This window comes from Nonomuraea sp. NPDC005501, assembly GCF_040605905.1.
Taxonomy (GTDB): domain Bacteria; phylum Actinomycetota; class Actinomycetes; order Streptosporangiales; family Streptosporangiaceae; genus Nonomuraea.
Genome location: NZ_JBEXDT010000023.1, coordinates 1 through 16,476, shown reverse-complemented (window position 1 = coordinate 16,476; position 16,476 = coordinate 1). Strand labels below are relative to the sequence as shown.

12 protein-coding genes are annotated in these 16,476 nt (G+C 71.2%); 4 read left to right on the top strand and 8 right to left on the bottom strand.

Going from position 1 to position 16,476, the window contains the following annotated elements; all coding sequences use genetic code 11:
• Window positions 1–25 precede the first annotated feature (25 nt).
• From ABZS51_RS14440 to ABZS51_RS14420, 5 genes are all read right to left on the bottom strand, one after another.
• Complete coding sequence (locus ABZS51_RS14440) at window positions 26–550, bottom strand: YbaK/EbsC family protein (RefSeq protein ID WP_355440131.1); 525 nt, start codon at window positions 548–550, stop codon at window positions 26–28.
• A gap of 57 nt (window positions 551–607) precedes the next feature.
• Window positions 608–2,191: an FAD-dependent oxidoreductase gene (locus ABZS51_RS14435; protein ID WP_355440128.1), complete on the bottom strand. Its 1,584-nt coding sequence runs from the start codon at window positions 2,189–2,191 to the stop codon at window positions 608–610.
• Between the two features lie 85 nt (window positions 2,192–2,276).
• A complete protein-coding gene (locus tag ABZS51_RS14430; RefSeq protein WP_355440125.1) occupies window positions 2,277–3,119 on the bottom strand; it encodes a M55 family metallopeptidase in 843 nt (280 codons plus the stop codon).
• Between the two features lie 14 nt (window positions 3,120–3,133).
• Entirely contained in the window at window positions 3,134–4,339 is a 1,206-nt protein-coding gene (locus ABZS51_RS14425; RefSeq protein WP_355440122.1) for a DUF6395 domain-containing protein, read from the bottom strand.
• Entirely contained in the window at window positions 4,336–4,695 is a 360-nt protein-coding gene (locus ABZS51_RS14420; protein WP_310708712.1) for a hypothetical protein, read from the bottom strand. Before ABZS51_RS14420 ends, ABZS51_RS14425 begins: the two co-directional genes overlap by 4 nt.
• Before the next feature lie 226 nt (window positions 4,696–4,921).
• Here ABZS51_RS14420 and ABZS51_RS14415 point away from each other — a divergent pair, with 226 nt between their 5' ends.
• Complete coding sequence (locus ABZS51_RS14415; protein ID WP_355440119.1) at window positions 4,922–6,301, top strand: glycoside hydrolase; 1,380 nt, start codon at window positions 4,922–4,924, stop codon at window positions 6,299–6,301.
• A 129-nt stretch (window positions 6,302–6,430) separates the two neighbouring features.
• Here the strand turns inward: ABZS51_RS14415 and ABZS51_RS14410 are convergent, their stop codons facing one another.
• Window positions 6,431–7,204: an enoyl-CoA hydratase-related protein gene (locus ABZS51_RS14410; RefSeq protein WP_310708710.1), complete on the bottom strand. Its 774-nt coding sequence runs from the start codon at window positions 7,202–7,204 to the stop codon at window positions 6,431–6,433.
• 139 nt (window positions 7,205–7,343) lie between these two features.
• Between ABZS51_RS14410 and ABZS51_RS14405 the strand changes: the two genes are divergently transcribed.
• The gene (locus tag ABZS51_RS14405; RefSeq protein WP_355440114.1) at window positions 7,344–9,275 is read left to right on the top strand and encodes a peptidoglycan recognition family protein; all 1,932 of its coding nucleotides are present in this window, start codon (window positions 7,344–7,346) and stop codon (window positions 9,273–9,275) included.
• Here the strand turns inward: ABZS51_RS14405 and ABZS51_RS14400 are convergent.
• Both ABZS51_RS14400 and glgP read right to left on the bottom strand, forming a co-directional pair.
• A complete protein-coding gene (locus ABZS51_RS14400; RefSeq protein WP_355440111.1) occupies window positions 9,238–10,134 on the bottom strand; it encodes a MurR/RpiR family transcriptional regulator in 897 nt (298 codons plus the stop codon). The two genes, ABZS51_RS14405 and ABZS51_RS14400, sit on opposite strands and share 38 nt — an antisense overlap.
• Before the next feature lie 58 nt (window positions 10,135–10,192).
• On the bottom strand, window positions 10,193–12,775 hold the full coding sequence (gene glgP / locus ABZS51_RS14395) for an alpha-glucan family phosphorylase (RefSeq protein WP_355440108.1): 2,583 nt from the start codon (window positions 12,773–12,775) through the stop codon (window positions 10,193–10,195).
• 239 nt (window positions 12,776–13,014) lie between these two features.
• On the opposite strand from glgP, the gene ABZS51_RS14390 reads away from it, so the two are divergent.
• Both ABZS51_RS14390 and treS read left to right on the top strand, forming a co-directional pair.
• Complete coding sequence (locus tag ABZS51_RS14390) at window positions 13,015–15,168, top strand: alpha-1,4-glucan--maltose-1-phosphate maltosyltransferase (RefSeq protein WP_355440105.1); 2,154 nt, start codon at window positions 13,015–13,017, stop codon at window positions 15,166–15,168.
• A gap of 71 nt (window positions 15,169–15,239) precedes the next feature.
• Window positions 15,240–16,476: maltose alpha-D-glucosyltransferase (gene treS, locus ABZS51_RS14385; protein WP_355440102.1), on the top strand; the 1,237-nt coding region annotated here is incomplete at its 3' end.

Sequence of the window (16,476 nt, the reverse complement as noted above, 5' to 3'; positions counted from 1 at the left end):
GGTGCTTTTTCTGCTGGCTGTTGTCCTATGAGGCGTCGGTGGCCAGGGCGAGCACCTCCGCGCCCTTCAGCCCGGCCAGGGTGGAGCCGGCGACGGCCAGCTTGCTGCGGCGCAGGCCGCTGCCGATGACCACCTTCGGATGCTCGGCCACGCGCGCGTCGACCAGGATCGGCCAGCCGGCCGGCAGGCCCAGCGGCGTGATGCCGCCGTACTCCATGCCGGTCAGCTCGACCGCCTGCGCCATCGGCGCGAAGCTCGTCTTGCGGGCGTCGAGGTGCTTGCGCACCACTCCGTTGACGTCGACCCGCATCGTGGCCAGCACCATGCAGGCCGCGTAGCGGGTCTCGCCGCCGCGCCTGGCCGCGACGACGACGCAGTTGGCCGACTCGTCCATGCCGACGCCGTAGCGCTCGCAGAACGCCGCCGTGTCGGCCAGCTCGGGGTCGATCTCGGCCACCTCGGCGGCCTCGGCCAGCTCGCGCACGGCGCGGGCCACCGGGTCGGCCAGCAGGTCGGTCCGCTCGGTCGCGGGCACCCAGTGCAACGTCATCCCATCTCCTCGTTCGCTCTCCCAGGACCCTACGCGGTCCCGGTGACAGCGGCGCCGTCACTGCGCGCGCAGCACCCTCTGGTGCAGCTGCGTGACGGCGGCGCGGGCCGACTCCATGGCCCCCGCCTGCCAGGCGATCAGGTGGGTGAGCCAGTCGCCCGCGAAGTAGACCCTTCCGCTGGGACGTTGCAGAAGAGTGAACGACGAATCAAAGGCCGGCCAGCGGACCCAGCCGCCCTGGATGTGCTCCTGGCGTTCCCAGGCGATGGAGACGGTGGACAGCAGGTCCTTGCCGTACTTGTCGCCGTGGATCTTGCGGCCCTGGGTGAGGGCGCGGCGGCGGCGGTCCTCGGGGGTGAGGGCTCCGTACAGCTCGGCGTCGCGCTCGGTGTTGTAGTAGCCGACGATCAGGCCGCGCTCGGCGTGGTAGCCGTACGACGGGTACCAGATGTGGGCGATGTCGAGGTCGGTCTCGGTGATGCCGCCGTAGACGCGGTCCTCCAGCTCCCACCAGCGCCGGCCGTACTCCATGCCGATCTTGCCGGCGGCGAGGGGGACGGGCGTTCTCAGCGCGGCGGTGACCTGGGCGCCCAGGTTGTGCGGGACCCGGGCGAGCAGATGGGGCGGCAGGGTGGCGACGCAGTAGTCGGCCTTGAGGCTGCCGCCGTCCCAGGTGACCTCGACGCCGTCGGCCAGGTTCGTGATCTTCGTGACGCGGGCGCCGGTCCTGATCCGGTCGGCGCCCACGGCCTCCGTCAGCCGCGCGACGATGGCGTCCATGCCGCCGACCGGCTGGAACATCGGGGTGGCCTGGTCGTAGCCGAAGTCGTTGAGTATGGCGCGGCCGGTGCCGGCGGCGAGGACGTCGTGGAGCGTGCCGGGGCCGGTGACGGGGGTCCCGCCGTCCAGGGCCGGGTACGTCAGGTAACCCCGCCGCGGCGAGCCCTCGTAGTCCAGCTTGGGGCCGAGATCGCCGAACCTGCGCAGGAAGTCCAGCAGGCGCTCCTGGTCGTCCTTGGTCATCCGCCGGTCGAGGGCTCCGGCGTTCGTCGCCTTGGCCAACAGCTCCGCTATATATCCGTACATATCGGCCTTTGCGGTGCGGGCCCGCACGGTGCCGCCGTTCGTGTGGACGTACGCCTGGGCGTTGCTGTTCACGAACGTCTCGATCGGCACGCCCAGCTCGCGGCAGTAGTCGAGCGTGACCATCCACTGCGCGATGCGGCCGGGGCCGGCGTTGAAGTAGACGCCCTCCCCGAACCTCGCCTCCTGCGAGCCGCCGCCCATCTCGGTCAGCCGGTCGCCGCCGCGCAGCGTGAGGTTGCGCCCGCCCGCCCGCCCGCGCGCCTCCAGCAGCGTGCAGTCGTAGCCGGCCTTGCCCAGCTCGTACGCCACGGTGAGCCCGGCGACCCCGGCGCCCAGGATCACCACCTTGGCCGCGGCCCTGCCGCTGAGGGAGAAGTCGCCGGGGCGCGGAGCCGCGAACGCCTTGTCCTGACCGGACGGCGCCAGGCCCAGAGCGCCCATGGCGGCGTACATCGCGCCCGCGCCGCCGGCCGCCCCGATGCCGACGAGCAGCCCCCGCCGCGTCAGCGCCGCACCCTCCACGCCGTACCTCTCTCCAGGCAGGTCTCCGGACATCCAGAAGGCCGTCCCCCTCGGCGGGGCGACGGCCGCTCCGCACCGTACACCCCGCGTCGGTCGCGGCGGGTCCGGCCGGGCCGTGTCAGCCGTAGGGGCCGCTGCCGCAGGCGATCTGGCCGCCGATCGTGGCGAAGATGCCGAACAGCGCCATGATCTGTGTGAAGTCGTCCGTCGTGAACTCGACGTGCCGCGACCCCACCGCCTTCACCCCCGGGATCAGCCCCACCGCGGCGGCGATGGCCGTGGAGTTCCACTCCACCCCCAGCGTGTACGGCGGAGCCGGCTGGTACGGCGTGAAGTCCGTCAACCGGTTGAGGGCCCGCTCCATGGCGTCACGGATGAGGGACTGGGCGACGCCCGGCGGCAGCAACTCGGCCGAGAACTTGTCGATCCCCTTCTTCACCGCGACCGTCTCGACGTCGCCGAGCAGCTCGCGCGCCTCCTCACCGACGGCCTCGTCACCGGTCACCAGCACGACCGGGACGCCGTGGAACCCGGCGCACGCGGCCACCAGCCGGGTCTCGCCGCACACCTCGCCGTTGAGGTAGACGTTCTGGATCTCCTTGCCCATCCACGTGTGGTTGAGCACGCCGTGCTGGACGCCGGCGCGGGCGTGGTAGCCGACGAAGCCCGCCGCCTGGTACGAGCCGTCCAGGCCCTGCGCCATCCGCTGCGCCTTGCCGGGGCCGCGGACGAGGGTGGCCCGCGGGTCGAGCAGGTCGATGCGGAGGTTCTTGGTGGAGCCGTGCGCGTCGTTGACCAGCACCGACGTGGCGCCGGCGGCGCAGGCGCCCGCGACGGCCGCGTTGGCGTCGGCCGTCATCAGCTCGCACCCGCGCTCGTAGCCGCGCTTGCCGGCGTGCATCTCCTCCGGGTCGGTGAGCCCGGTGACGCCCTCCATGTCGACCGACAGGTACACCTTCATCCGCCGCTCCTCCTTCACGAGCCCCAGGTCTCCACCCGGCGCACCTCGTCGTCCGTCATGAACCCGACCTCGGCGGCCATGAACGCCGCCGCCCGCTCGCGCCATGCCCGCGGGATCTCCTCGATCGCCGGCGGGTAGCAGTGGTCGAGCCAGCTCGTCGACTCCTCGGTGACGTCGAAGTACTCCAGGGCCTTGGCGAACACGGTGTTCTCGATGCCGGGCACGCGCGCCAGGCCGTACTGGATCATCTCCTGGCCGCCGTAGGGCGGCGGGCGCATCCACTTGCGGGCCACGGCCCGGTCGGCGGTGATGGGCGTGTCGAGGGGCCGCCGCTCGACGGCGGCCTGGATGAGCTCCTTGTACAGGCACTTGCCGCAGGTGCGGCAGGGGCCGTCGGTGCCGCGCAGGCACCAGCGGACGTGGTCCTTGAGGTCCGAGCCCAGCGCCAGCCGCATGGTGACGGCCTCGCTGACGCCGCCGACCGGCAGCACGATGTGCACGCCCACCGCGGCGAACAGCCGCCCCCACTTGCCGTGCGGCGCCCACAGGTCGTTGTCGGGCGTGTAGCGCAGCAGGTAACGGCCGCCGCCGAGCCACCGGGAGCCCATCTCGTACCCGAAGCCGAGGCCGCCGAGGTCCAGCCGGTCGGCCGACAGCAGCGCGCCGGCCGCGACGGCCTGGTGCTCGGGGTAGCCGGGGCGGGGCTCGGCGAGCGTGTACTCCAGGTCTGACTCGAAGACCGTGAGCTCGCGCCCGGTGCCCTTGGCCAGCTTGGCGAGGACATCCGAGCGGTAGTGGGGCCACCGGTTCGGCACGCGGGAGTGCGGCACCCGCCGGAAGTGGACGAAGGGGGCATCCGGGTAGACGGTGGCCGCGGCCACGGAGTCCGCGCCGCCGCTGTAGGAGATCGCGAGCGTGCTGCCCGCGCGGCGGGGCTCGGCGCCCACGGGCCCGGCCTCGACGCCCCACCCGTCGTGCAGCGCGGCGGCGACCTCGGCCGACACGGCCCGGTCGAAGGTGATCCGCCTGCGCGTCCACGGGGCGGCGACGGTCCACGCGGCCACGGCGAACAGGTCGGGGTGCGCGTCGTCCGGAACGCCCGAGACGGTGCAGGAGTTGATCGCGAGCTTGACGGGGTGACCGTCGGAGGCGTGGCCGGTGATCTCGTCCTCGGGGTCCAGCCGGAAGGTCAGGTGACCGCCCGACCAGACGACCCTCACGACCGCTCCTGGGCGCCGGCGTGGGACCTGAGGTCGTCGATGGCCTGCCAGACCAGGACCTCGTTCTGCAGCACGCCGTCCATCGCCTTGGCCGTCTCCTGCGCCAGGCGCTGGGCGTCCTGGGCGAGGCGGCGGGTCTCGTCCAGCTTGGCGCGGTCCGCCCCCGCCGTCGCGGGCCTGGCGTTGCGCAGGCGCTCGACCTCGGCCTGGAGCGTCGCCATCTCGCGGCGCAGGGTCTGGACCTCCCAGAGGGCGTCCCGGATGTCCTGGCGGTGGTCGGCGATGGAGATGTACCGGGCATCGAACCACGTGCGCACGGCCTGACGGAGCCGCGCGGGGACCAGGACGCGCATCATGAAACGCCACCATAGTGGGAAATCGCCACCCGCCATCGCGCCGTGCCCGAATGGCAACACCATCTCTTACTCGTGCCCTCGCGGACCCGCGCCCCGGAGCGGGAAGGCCGCCCAGCTCACGCCTCCCGGCACTGACAGGGGTGTTGACGGATGCCCGGCCGGCGCTTACGTTTCCGGGACGCGCGCGAAATGTATCGTTGAAGTTCCGAAAGTTTCGGAGGGCGCCATGTGGCGAGGCGTTGTCGCGATCACCCTGCTCGGCCTGCCGGCCGTCCACGTCCCATCCGCCGGTCCATCCACCGATCCGCCCCCTGACCCGGCCCCCGGCCCGTCCGCGGCCGCCGCCGCCATCACGGTGCGCGAGCACGTCCACCACCAGGCGATCGACGGCTTCGGCATCTCCCAGGCGTTCCGCCGCAACGAGCTGGTCCGCGCCCTGCCCGAGGCCCAGCAGCGGGAGATCCTCGACCTGTGGTTCGACCGCGGCAAGGGGGCCGGGCTGAGCATCCTGCGCCTCGGCATCGGCTCCTCCCCCGCCGGCAGTCCGTACGACCACATGGTGTCGATCCAGCCCGAGGACCCGGGCGGCCCCGACGCGCCGCCCCGCTACGTCTGGGACGGCGACGACAACAGCCAGGTCTGGGTCGCCAAGGCGGCCAAGGAGTACGGGGTGCGCCGCTTCTTCGCCGACGCCTGGAGCGCCCCCGGCTACATGAAGGACAACGGCGACGACAAGAACGGCGGCTCCCTCAAGCCCGAGTGGCGCGCCGCCTACGCCCGCTACCTGGCGCAGTACACCCGCTTCTACGCCCGCGAGGGCATCAGGATCACCGACCTCGGCTTCACCAACGAGCCCGACTGGACCGCCACGTACGCCTCCATGCGGTTCACCCCGGCCGAGGCCGCGGAGTTCGCCAAGGTCCTGGGGCCCATCGCCAAGGGCGTGGACGTGGTGTGCTGCGACTCCTTCGGCTGGAACGAGGCCAAGGCGTACACGGCGGCCATCGAGGCCGACCCGCAGGCCCGTCGCTGGGTGAAGACCCACACCGGCCACACCTACGCCAGCCCCGTGGACGGCCCCCTGCCCACCGCCCGCCGGACGTGGATGTCGGAGTGGAACCCCAACGGCAGCACCTGGGACGAGCGCTGGGACGACGGCGGCGGCTCCGACGGCATGACGATCGCCTCCGCCGTGCACGACGCGCTCACCCTCGGGAACGTCAGCGGCTACGTCTACTGGCTGGGCGCCTCGCGCGGAGCCACCCGGGCGCTGCTCCAGATCGACGAGACGGCCAGGACGTACCACGTGTCCAAGCGGCTGTGGGCGCTGGCGGCCTACAGCCGGTTCATCCGGCCGGGCGCGGTGCGGGTTGACGCCTCCGCCGCCGACCCCGCGCTGAAAGTTTCGGCGTTCCGCAACGCGGACGGCTCCCGGGTGGTGGAGGTCCTCAACACGGGGACCGCCCCGGTCACGTGGAGCGACGTACGCGGCCGGGCGACGGCATACCTCACGGACGAGACCAACGACCTGACCCCGTCCCCGGTCAGGAACCGCACGGTGACCCTGGCCCCACGGGCCCTCACCACGGTCGTGGTCGACGGGTGACCACGGCCCCGGTGACCTGGCGGCCGTAACGACGCCCGGCCCCGTGCGGGCTCAGCGGCCGTGTCCCTGGAGGCCCTCAGCCGCGTGCGGCGGCTGGGGGCTGCCGGGCCGTGCCGTGACGGAAGGAAGTCAGCGCCCGGAGAACTTGGGGCGCGTCTTCTCGGCGAAGGCCGTCATCCCGGCATGCGCGTCGTCGGTGGCGAACAGGCCGGAGAACTGGAGGCGCTCGATCTCCAGCCCGGTGTCCAGGTCGGTCTCCAGGCCCTGGTCGATCGCCTGCTTGGCGGCCCGCAGCGCCACCGTCGGGCCGCCGGCGAACGTGGCCGCCCACTCCAGCGCCGCCGTGTGGACGTCCGCGTCCGGCACCACCCGGTCCACCAGCCCCATCGCGAGGGCCTCGGCGGCCGGGACGTGCCGGCCGCTGAAGATGAGGTCCTTGGCCCGCGCCGGCCCGACCAGGCGCGGCAGCCGCTGCGTGCCGCCCGCGCCGGGGATGATGCCGAGCTGGATCTCCGGCTGGCCGAGCTTGGCCGACTCGCCCGCGACGCGGAAGTCCGCGCACAGCGCCAGCTCGCACCCGCCGCCGAGAGCGTAGCCGGTGATCGCGGCGATGACGGGCTTGCCGACGCGCGCGACGGCGGTGAAGCAGTCCTGCAGCGTCCGGGAGTGCAGGGCCATGTCGGCGTAGGACATGCCGGCCATCTCCTTGATGTCGGCGCCGGCGGCGAAGACGCGCTCGCCGCCGTAGAGCACGACCGCGTGGACGTCGGGGTCGGCGTCGACGGCGCGGGCCGCCTCGGCGATCTCCCTCTGCACCTGGCCGTTGAGTGCGTTCATCTTGGGGCGGTCGAGCCTGATGGTGGCGGTCTGCCCGGCGACCTCTACGCGTACGAACTCAGCCATGCCCCGACCCTACAAGAGCGCCCTGCGGAAGATCGGCCGCCGTGAACTGCTGAAAAAAACCTTCGCAAAGCTCTCGCCGAAGAAAGAAAATATTGAGACGCTGTGCCTGCACCACGCCCCCAGCAGTCTAGGAGCGCCCATGCGCAGAGCGCTGGCGATCGCCGCTGTCGCCTTCCTTCCCTTAGCGAGCCTTCCCTTAACGGTCATCCCCACGGCGGCCCACGCCGCCGAACCCGACGACCGGCAGCAGGCGTTCACCGCCGCCGCCGAGGAGTTCAAGGTCCCCGAGAGCGTCCTGCTCGGCGTCTCCTACCTGGAGTCGCGCTGGGACGCCCACGCCGGCCAGCCCAGCAACAACGCCGGGTTCGGCCCGATGCACCTGACCGACGCCGCCTCCTTCGCCGGCTCCAACCACCACGCGGACGGCGCGGAGGACCCCCGCGGCGACGAGGCCCGGCCACTGGCGGCGCCCACCGCGACCCCCGCCCCCGCCGAGATCCCCGCCTCGCTGCGCACCATCGAGAAGGCCGCCGAGCTCACCGGCGAGAGCCGCGAGAAGCTGCGCGCCGACGACGCCGCCAACATCAGGGGCGGCGCCGCCCTGCTCGCCGACTACCAGAAGTCGATCGGCGCGCCGCTGAGCGGCGACCCGGCCGAGTGGTACGGCGCGGTCGCGAAGTACTCCGGCGCCGAGGAGTCGCAGGCCGCCAAGGTCTTCGCCGACGAGGTGTACGCGACCATCAAGGAGGGCGCCGACCGGGTCACCGACGACGGCGACCGTGTCACCCTCAGGCCGATCCCCGGCCTGGAGGCCGTCGAGAAGTGGCTGGAGAAGCTCGGCCTGCGCCCGCCGCGCCGCGACGGCGTCGAGTGCCCGCCCACGATCTCCTGCGAGTGGATCCCGGCCGCCTACGCCCAGCTCCCCGGCGACGACTACGGCCACTACGACCTGGCCGACCGCCCCGCCAGCCAGAAGATCGACTACATCGTCATCCACGACATGGAGGGCTACTGGGGCCCCTCGGTCAAGCTGAACCAGGACCCGACCTGGCCCGGCAGCTGGCACTACTCCGTCCGTTCCAGTGACGGCCACATCGCCCAGCAGATCAAGACCAAGGACGTCGGCTGGCAGGCCGGCAACTGGTACATCAACGCCAAGTCCATCGGCATCGAGCACGAGGGCTTCCTGGCCGAGGGCAGCACCTGGTACACCGAGGCGATGTACCGGTCGTCGGCCAAGCTGGTGCGCTACCTCGCGCTGCGCCACGGCGTGCCGCTCGACCGCGCGCACATCCTCGGCCACGACAACGTGCCCGGCACGCTGCCGACCACGGTGAAGGGCATGCACGAGGACCCGGGCCCGTTCTGGGACTGGACGCACTACTTCCAGCTGATCGGCGCCCCGCTGCACCAGTTCGGCGGCCCCAGGGCCGGCTCCATCATGATCAAGCCGGACTTCGCGACGAACAAGCCGTACTTCTACGGCTGCGACCGCAAGAACCCGGAGAACGCCTGCCCGCCGCTGCCCGCCTCCACGGTCTGGCTGCGCACCGAGCCGCGCGCCGACGCGCCGCTGGTGAAGGACATCGGCAAGCACCCCACCGGCGAGTCGCTCTACAGCGTGTACGACCACAGCGCCCGCGCCACCACCGGCCAGCGCTTCGCCGTGGCCGACCGGCAGGGCGACTGGACGGCGATCTGGTACCTCGGCCAGAAGGCGTGGTTCCACAACCCCGCCTCGGCGCCGACCGCCGTGCCCTCCATGGGCCTCGTGGTGACGCCCAAGCCGGGCCTCGCCACGGTCCCGGTGTACGGCAGGGCCTATCCGGAGAAGGAGGCGTACCCGGCGGACATCCCGTACCAGGCGGTCACCCCGCTGCAGTACACCTTCTCGGCCGGCGAGAAGTACACGCTGGCCGGCCCGGCGGCGACCGAGTACTACCGGGCGGTCACCTTCGAGCCGGAGCCGCACACCGTGGTCAAGGGCAAGACGAAGTACCTGGAGATCCAGTTCGGGCACCGCGTCATGTTCGTCAAGGCTGACGACGTGCGTGTGACGTTCTCCGGGTGAACTCCTGAACGGCGCGCCTGGTGCTGTTCCACGCCTCCTGTGAGGAGTCGAACGTGCGCTGGGCGACGCCGACGAACACGCAGTCGATGACGAGGAGCTGGCTGATGCGGCTGGCCAGCGCGCCGGGACGGAACTCCGTCTCGCGCCCGGCCGAGATGAGCACGTGCTCGGCCAGCTCCGCGATGGTCGAGCGGGGGTTGTTGGTGATCGCCACGGTGGTGGCGCCGGCCTCCTTCGCCCGGCCCAGCGGCTCCAGCACGTCGGGCGTCTCGCCCGACGTGCTGATGCCGATGGCCACGTCGCCGGGCTTGAGCAGGACGGCGCTGGTCAGCGCCAGGTGGGCGTCCTGGAAGGCGTGGCTGGACAGGCCGATGCGCAGCAGCTTCTGCGCGACGTCCGCCGCGACCAGGCCCGAGGCGCCCACGCCGTAGGCGTCGACCCTGCGCGCCCCCACGATGGCGTCGATGACCAGGCCGAGCCGCTCCGAGGTGAGCTGGGCGACCGTGTCGTTGATCGCCTCGGACTCGGCCCTGGCCACCTTGACGATGACCTCCGACAGCGGATCGTCGGGCGCGAGGTCGCCGGGCACCAGCCGGTCGGGCTGGGCGGCCGCGGCGGCCAGGGCCAGGCGGAGCTGCGGATAGCCCGCGAAGCCCAGCAGCCTGGCCGTGCGCACGATCGTGGCCTCGCTGGTGCCGGAGGCGGCGGACAGCTCGGTGATGGTGCTCCGCGCCACCGTCGCGGGATCCTCCAGGATGAGGCGTGCGACGGTCTGCGCGGCGGGCGTCAACGAGGGAAGCACGCCGCGGACCGTGGCCACCAGAGTGTCGGCTCGCACGCCGTTCCCGCTGTCGTCCACATCCCGATTATCCAGCGCCGTCAAGGCCCTCCGCCCCGGCCGGGCGGAGACCCTGTCGTCACCGGAGGGTGCCGTTGGTCATCCCGACCGGCTCCTCCGGCACGGTGACCAGCCCCAGCTCGGCCGGCGAGGCCGCCAGCTCGTGATGGGGCACCACCCGGACCGTGTAGCCGAACGGCCCCGTGCGGTCCAGCGGCACCACGCCCGTGTAGTGGGCGCGGCCGTCGTCGTCCGTGTCGACGGGCGTGAGCGCCAGGTAGCTGGGGCGGATCAGCTCGTCGTGCGGCCCGACCTTTCCGTAGGCGGCCTGGACGAGCACGTCGTCCGGGGTCAGGTCGCCGAGCGCGATCGTGGCCCGCAGCTCCAGCGCGGCCCCCACCTCCGGGGTGTCGCCGATGCCCGAGCCCTCCACGTGCTCGACCCGGACCCCCGGCCACGCCTTGGCCACGCGCAGCCGCCAGGCGGCGAAGGCGCGGGCCCCGGCGGAGGAGTCGGCCGACAGCGCGCGGCCCGCCTTGGCCGCCGGCGTGTAGAGGCCGACGACGTAGTCGCGCAGCATCCGCCCCGCGAGCACCTTGGGCCCGAGCGAGGTCAGCGTGTGCTTGACCATCTCCAGCCAGCGGCGCGGCAGCCCGTCCGCGGCCCGGTCGTAGAACCGGTCGGACACCTCGTGCTCGATCAGGTCGTAGAGGGCGGCGGCCTCCAGCTCGTCACGCCGGTCGGTGTCGGCGACGCCGTCGGCCGTGGGGATCGCCCAGCCGTTGGTGCCGTCGTACCACTCGTCCCACCAGCCGTCGCGGATGGACAGGTTGAGCCCGCCGTTCAGCGCCGACTTCATGCCGGACGTGCCGGACGCCTCCAGCGGGCGCAGCGGGTTGTTCAGCCACACGTCGCAGCCCTGCGTCATGAGCTGGCCGAGCGCCATGTCGTAGTCGGGCAGGAACACGATCCGGTGCCGCACCTCGGGCTGGTCGGCGAACTTGACGATCTGCTGGATCAGCTTCTTGCCGCCCTCGTCGGCCGGATGGGCCTTGCCGGCGATCACGATCTGCACCGGCTTGTCCGGGTCGAGCAGCAGGCTCTTCAGCCGTTCGGGGTCGCGCAGCATGAGCGTGAGCCGCTTGTACGACGGCACCCGCCGGGCGAAGCCGATCGTCAGCACGTCCGGGTCGAGCGCGTCGTCGATCCAGCCGAGCTCGGCGTCGGAGGCGCCGCGGTCGCGCCAGGAACGGCGCAGCCGGACCCGCGCCCCCTCGACCAGGCGGCGCCGCAGGATGCCGCGGATGTCCCAGAGGTCGCCATCGGCGATCTTCTGCACACCCTCCCAGCCGCGCGCCCGCTCGATCAGCGAGGGCAGCTCGCGCCCGGCCAGCTCCATCAGCTCACGGCCGACCCAGGTGGGGGCGTGGACGCCGTTGGTGATCGAGCCGATCGGCACCTCGGCCACGTCGAAGCCCGGCCAGAGGCTCTTGAACATCTCCCGGCTGACCTCGCCGTGCAGCACCGACACGCCGTTGACGCGCTGGGCCAGCCGCATGCCCATGACCGCCATGTTGAACCGGCCGGGGTCGGCCTCGGCGCCCAGGGCGAGGATGCGCTCCACGGGCACGGTCGGCCAGGCGTTGTCGCCGCCGAAGTGCCGCTCGATCATCTCGACGGGGAACCGGTCGATGCCCGCGGGGACGGGCGTGTGCGTGGTGAACACCGTGCCGGCCCGCACGGCCTCCAGCGCCTCGTCGAACGACAGCCGCGCCTCGGTGAGCTCGCGGATGCGCTCCAGGCCGAGGAACCCGGCGTGGCCCTCGTTGGTGTGGAACACCTCGGGCTCCGGGTGGCCGGTGATGCGGCAGTAGGCGCGGATGGCGCGCACGCCGCCCACGCCGAGCAGCAGCTCCTGCATGAGCCGGTGGTCGGTGCCGCCGCCGTAGAGGCGGTCGGTGACGTCGCGGGCCGCGTTGTCGTTGTCGGCCACGTCGGAGTCGAGCAGCAGCAGCGGCACCCGGCCGACCTGGGCCACCCAGAGCTGGGCGTGCAGCGCCCGGCCCTCGGGCAGGCCGACGCGGATCTTGACGGGGGTGCCGTCCTCCTCCTTCAGGAGGGTCAGCGGCAGGCCGCCCGCGTCGAGCGACGGGTAGTGCTCAAGCTGCCAGCCCTCGGGCGACAGCGACTGGGTGAAGTAGCCGTGGCGATAGAGCAGGCCCACGGCCAGGATGGGGACGCCGAGGTCGCTGGCGGCCTTGAGGTGGTCTCCGGCCAGGATCCCGAGCCCGCCTGAGTACTGCGGGAGCGCGGCGGCGATGCCGTACTCGGGGGAGAAGTAGGCGATGGCACGCGCGGCGTCGGGCAGCGTCTGGTACCACCGCGGGGCGGTCATGTACTCGCGCAGGTCGTCGGCGGCGTCGGCCAGGCGGCGCAGGAAGCGGCGGTCGGCCGCCAGCTCGGAAAGCCTGGAGGGGTCCACGGCGCCGAGGAGGGCCACCGGGTCGTGGCCCACCTGTTCCCACAGGCACGGGTCGACCTCGGCGAACAGGTCTGTGGTCTCGGGGTGCCACGACCATCGGAGGTTGTGGACCAGCTCGCCGAGTGCGGCCAGCTCCCGGGGCAGGACTGTGCGTACGGTAAACCGGCGGATAGCTCTCACGTTTGTGCACCCTATGGGCTAGGAGGGACCTCTCAGTCCCTCACCCTCAGCAAGGACGTTCAAACCCCTTCCGGGAAGAAGCATGAAGCGCGACGATTGGGGCAACTTCCACCATTGTCAGTTCTCCCGGGGACACGGGAGGTCTATCCGCTGCTGCCCACAATTTACATGCAAGGATCGTTCTTGCCACGGAAGCCTCCGGCGGTACCGAGTGTGCCGTCGCAACCTCGAAATGCGCGATGATCGGAAGAATTCCCATCACGGACATCCACCCCGTCGTCGACTGCGGGCAGTGGCCCGCCAAGGCGGTCGCCGGCGAGACCTTCCAGGTCTCGGCGACCGTGTTCCGAGAAGGTCACGATGCCGTGGCCGCGGGCGTGGTGTTCACCGCGCCCGACGGGCAGCGTGACCGCCTGAGACCGATGCACGAGCTGGCCCCCGGCACCGACCGGTGGGGGGTCGAGGTGAGTCTGCCCACCGAGGGCGAGTGGCTCTTCCGCCTGGAGGCGTGGAGCGACCCCATCGCGACGTGGCTGCACGACGCGGACATCAAGATTCCGCGCGGCCTGGACGCCGATCTGATGTGCGAGGAGGGCGCCCGGCTGTTCGAGCGGGCCGCCCGCGGCGTGCGACAGGCCGACTGTCCGGTTGCCGGCGGGCGCACGGCGCCGCAGGCCAGGAACGGGCACATCCCGGCCGACCCGGCCAGAGCCGCCGCGCGCGCGGCGGCCAGGCAGGGATCACTCAAGGAGGCGTCCCGGGAGCAGGGGACGGGCGCGAGCGCGTGCGGGCACCGGGCGGCGCTGCTCGCCGTCGCGTCCACGCTGCGCGACGACGAGCTGGACCCGCGGGCCCGGTTGGCGATCGCCCAGCTCCCCGAGACGGCGGCGCTGCTGGAGGCGCACCCGCTGCGCGAGATGGTCACCCGGTCACGGCCGAGGAAGATCAGGGTCGATCGGCGCAGGGCTCTGTACGGCTCGTGGTACGAGTTCTTCCCGCGGTCGGAGGGCGCGGTCGCCGACGAGTCCGGCGTCACCCAGTCCGGGAACTTCCTGACGGCGGCCAAGCGGCTGCCGGCCGTCGCCAAGATGGGCTTCGACGTCGTCTACCTGCCGCCGATCCACCCGATCGGCCGGACGTTCCGCAAGGGGCGCAACAACTCGCTCAGCCCGGAGCCCGACGAGCCTGGCTCGCCGTGGGCGATCGGCTCGGAGGAGGGCGGGCACGACGCGGTCCACCCGGACCTCGGCACGCTGGAGGACTTCGACGCGTTCGTCGCCCGCACCCGCGAGCTCGGCATGGAGGTCGCGCTCGACCTGGCGCTCCAGTGCTCCCCCGACCACCCGTGGGTCAAGGAGCATCCGGAGTGGTTCACGATCCGCGCCGACGGCACGATCGCGTACGCCGAGAACCCGCCGAAGAAGTATCAGGACATCTACCCGATCAACTTCGACAAGGACCCCGAGGGCATCTTCGCCGAGGTCAACCGGGTGGTCCGGCACTGGATGAACCACGGCGTGCGGATCTTCCGGGTGGACAACCCGCACACCAAGCCGGTGGGCTTCTGGGAGCGGCTGCTGGCCGACATCCACCAGACCGACCCGGACGTGCTGTTCCTGGCCGAGGCGTTCACCCGGCCGGCGATGCTCCAGACGCTGGCCAAGGTGGGCTTCCACCAGTCGTACACGTACTTCACGTGGAAGAACTCCAAGCCGGACGTGGAGTCCTACCTCTCGGAGCTGGCCCAGGACACGTCGTACTTCCTGCGGCCGAACCTGTTCGTCAACACGCCGGACATCCTGCACGAGTACCTCCAGCACGGAGGGCTTCCCGCCTTCAAGATCCGGGCCGTGCTGGCCGCGCTGACCTCGCCGACCTGGGGCGTGTATTCCGGGTACGAGCTCGGAGAAAATAGTCCAGTTCGCCCTGGAAGCGAAGAATATCTCAATAGCGAGAAATATCAGTACAGACCTCGCGATTGGGATGCGGCGGAGCGCGAAGGTCGTACTCTCGCCCCGTTCATCACGCATCTTAATTTGTTCCGAAGAGCCCATCCGGCACTGCAGGAATTGCGTAACCTACGGTTCCATCGGGTCGACCAGCCGGACACCGTCTGCTTCTCCAAGCGGCTCCCGGGCGCCTACGACCCCGCCACACGAAGGCACGGGCTGGGCGACGTCGTCCTGGCCGTCGTCAACCTCGATCCGCACCACACCCACGAGGCGACGGTCGAGCTCGACATGCCCGCGCTCGGCCTCGACTGGAACGCGGAGTTCGTGGTGGACGACGAACTGTCCGGCGAGTCGTATCGTTGGCGACAGAGGAATTATGTCCGCCTCGATCCCCATATCCGTCCTGCCCACATCTTCACCGTTCGAGCCGCGCCACGGTAGACCAGAATTCAGCGGGGAGTCTTCAACGTGTGTGTCAGCGCCTCCCTCATGAGCCCTCCAAGGGAGGCCTCATGAGCTCCGCACCCATACCCAACCCCTACGACGAGGAAAAGCCTCGCGACCCGTACTGGTACAAGCGCGCGGTCTTCTACGAGGTCCTGATCCGAGGCTTCTCCGACTCCAACGGGGACGGCACGGGCGACATCAAGGGCCTGATCAGCAAGCTCGACTATCTCCAGTGGCTCGGCGTCGACTGCCTGTGGCTGCTGCCGCTGTACGAGTCGCCGCTGCGTGACGGCGGGTATGACATCGCCGACTTCATGAAGATCCTCCCGGAGTTCGGCGATCTGGGGGACTTCGTGAAGCTGGTCGACGAGGCCCACAAGCGCGGCATGCGCGTCATCGCCGACCTGGTCATGAACCACACCAGCGACGCCCACCCGTGGTTCCAGGCGTCCCGGCACGACCCGGAGGGTCCGTTCGGCGACTTCTACGTCTGGGCCGACGACGACTCCGGCTACTCCGACGCGCGGATCATCTTCATCGACACCGAGACCTCCAACTGGACCTACGACCCGGTGCGCGGGCAGTACTACTGGCACCGGTTCTTCCACCACCAGCCCGACCTGAACTACGAGAACCCGGCCGTGCAGGACGCGATGCTGGAGGTCCTGCGCTTCTGGCTCGACCTCGGCATCGATGGGTTCCGGCTGGACGCGGTCCCCTACCTGTTCGAGGAGGAGGGCACCAACTGCGAGAACCTCCCCCGGACCCACGAGTACCTCAAGCGCGTCCGGGCCGAGGTGGACCGCCTCTACCCCGACAGCGTCCTGCTGGCCGAGGCCAACCAGTGGCCCTCGGACGTCGTGGACTACTTCGGCGACCCGGTCGGCGGCGGCGACGAGTGCCACATGGCGTTCCACTTCCCGCTGATGCCGCGCATCTTCATGGCCGTGCGCCGGGAGTCGCGCTACCCCATCTCCGAGATCCTGGCCCAGACCCCCAAGATCCCCGAGAACTGCCAGTGGGGCATCTTCCTCCGCAACCACGACGAGCTGACGCTCGAGATGGTCACGGACGAGGAACGCGACTACATGTACGCCGAGTACGCCAAGGACCCGCGCATGCGCGCCAACGTCGGCATCCGCCGGCGCCTGGCGCCGCTGCTGGAGAACGACCGCAACCAGATCGAGCTGTTCACCGCGCTGCTCCTGTCGCTGCCCGGCTCGCCGGTGCTCTACTACGGCGACGAGATCGGCATGGGCGACAACATCTGGCTGGGCGCCGTCTCGTCCGGCAGCTCCTGCA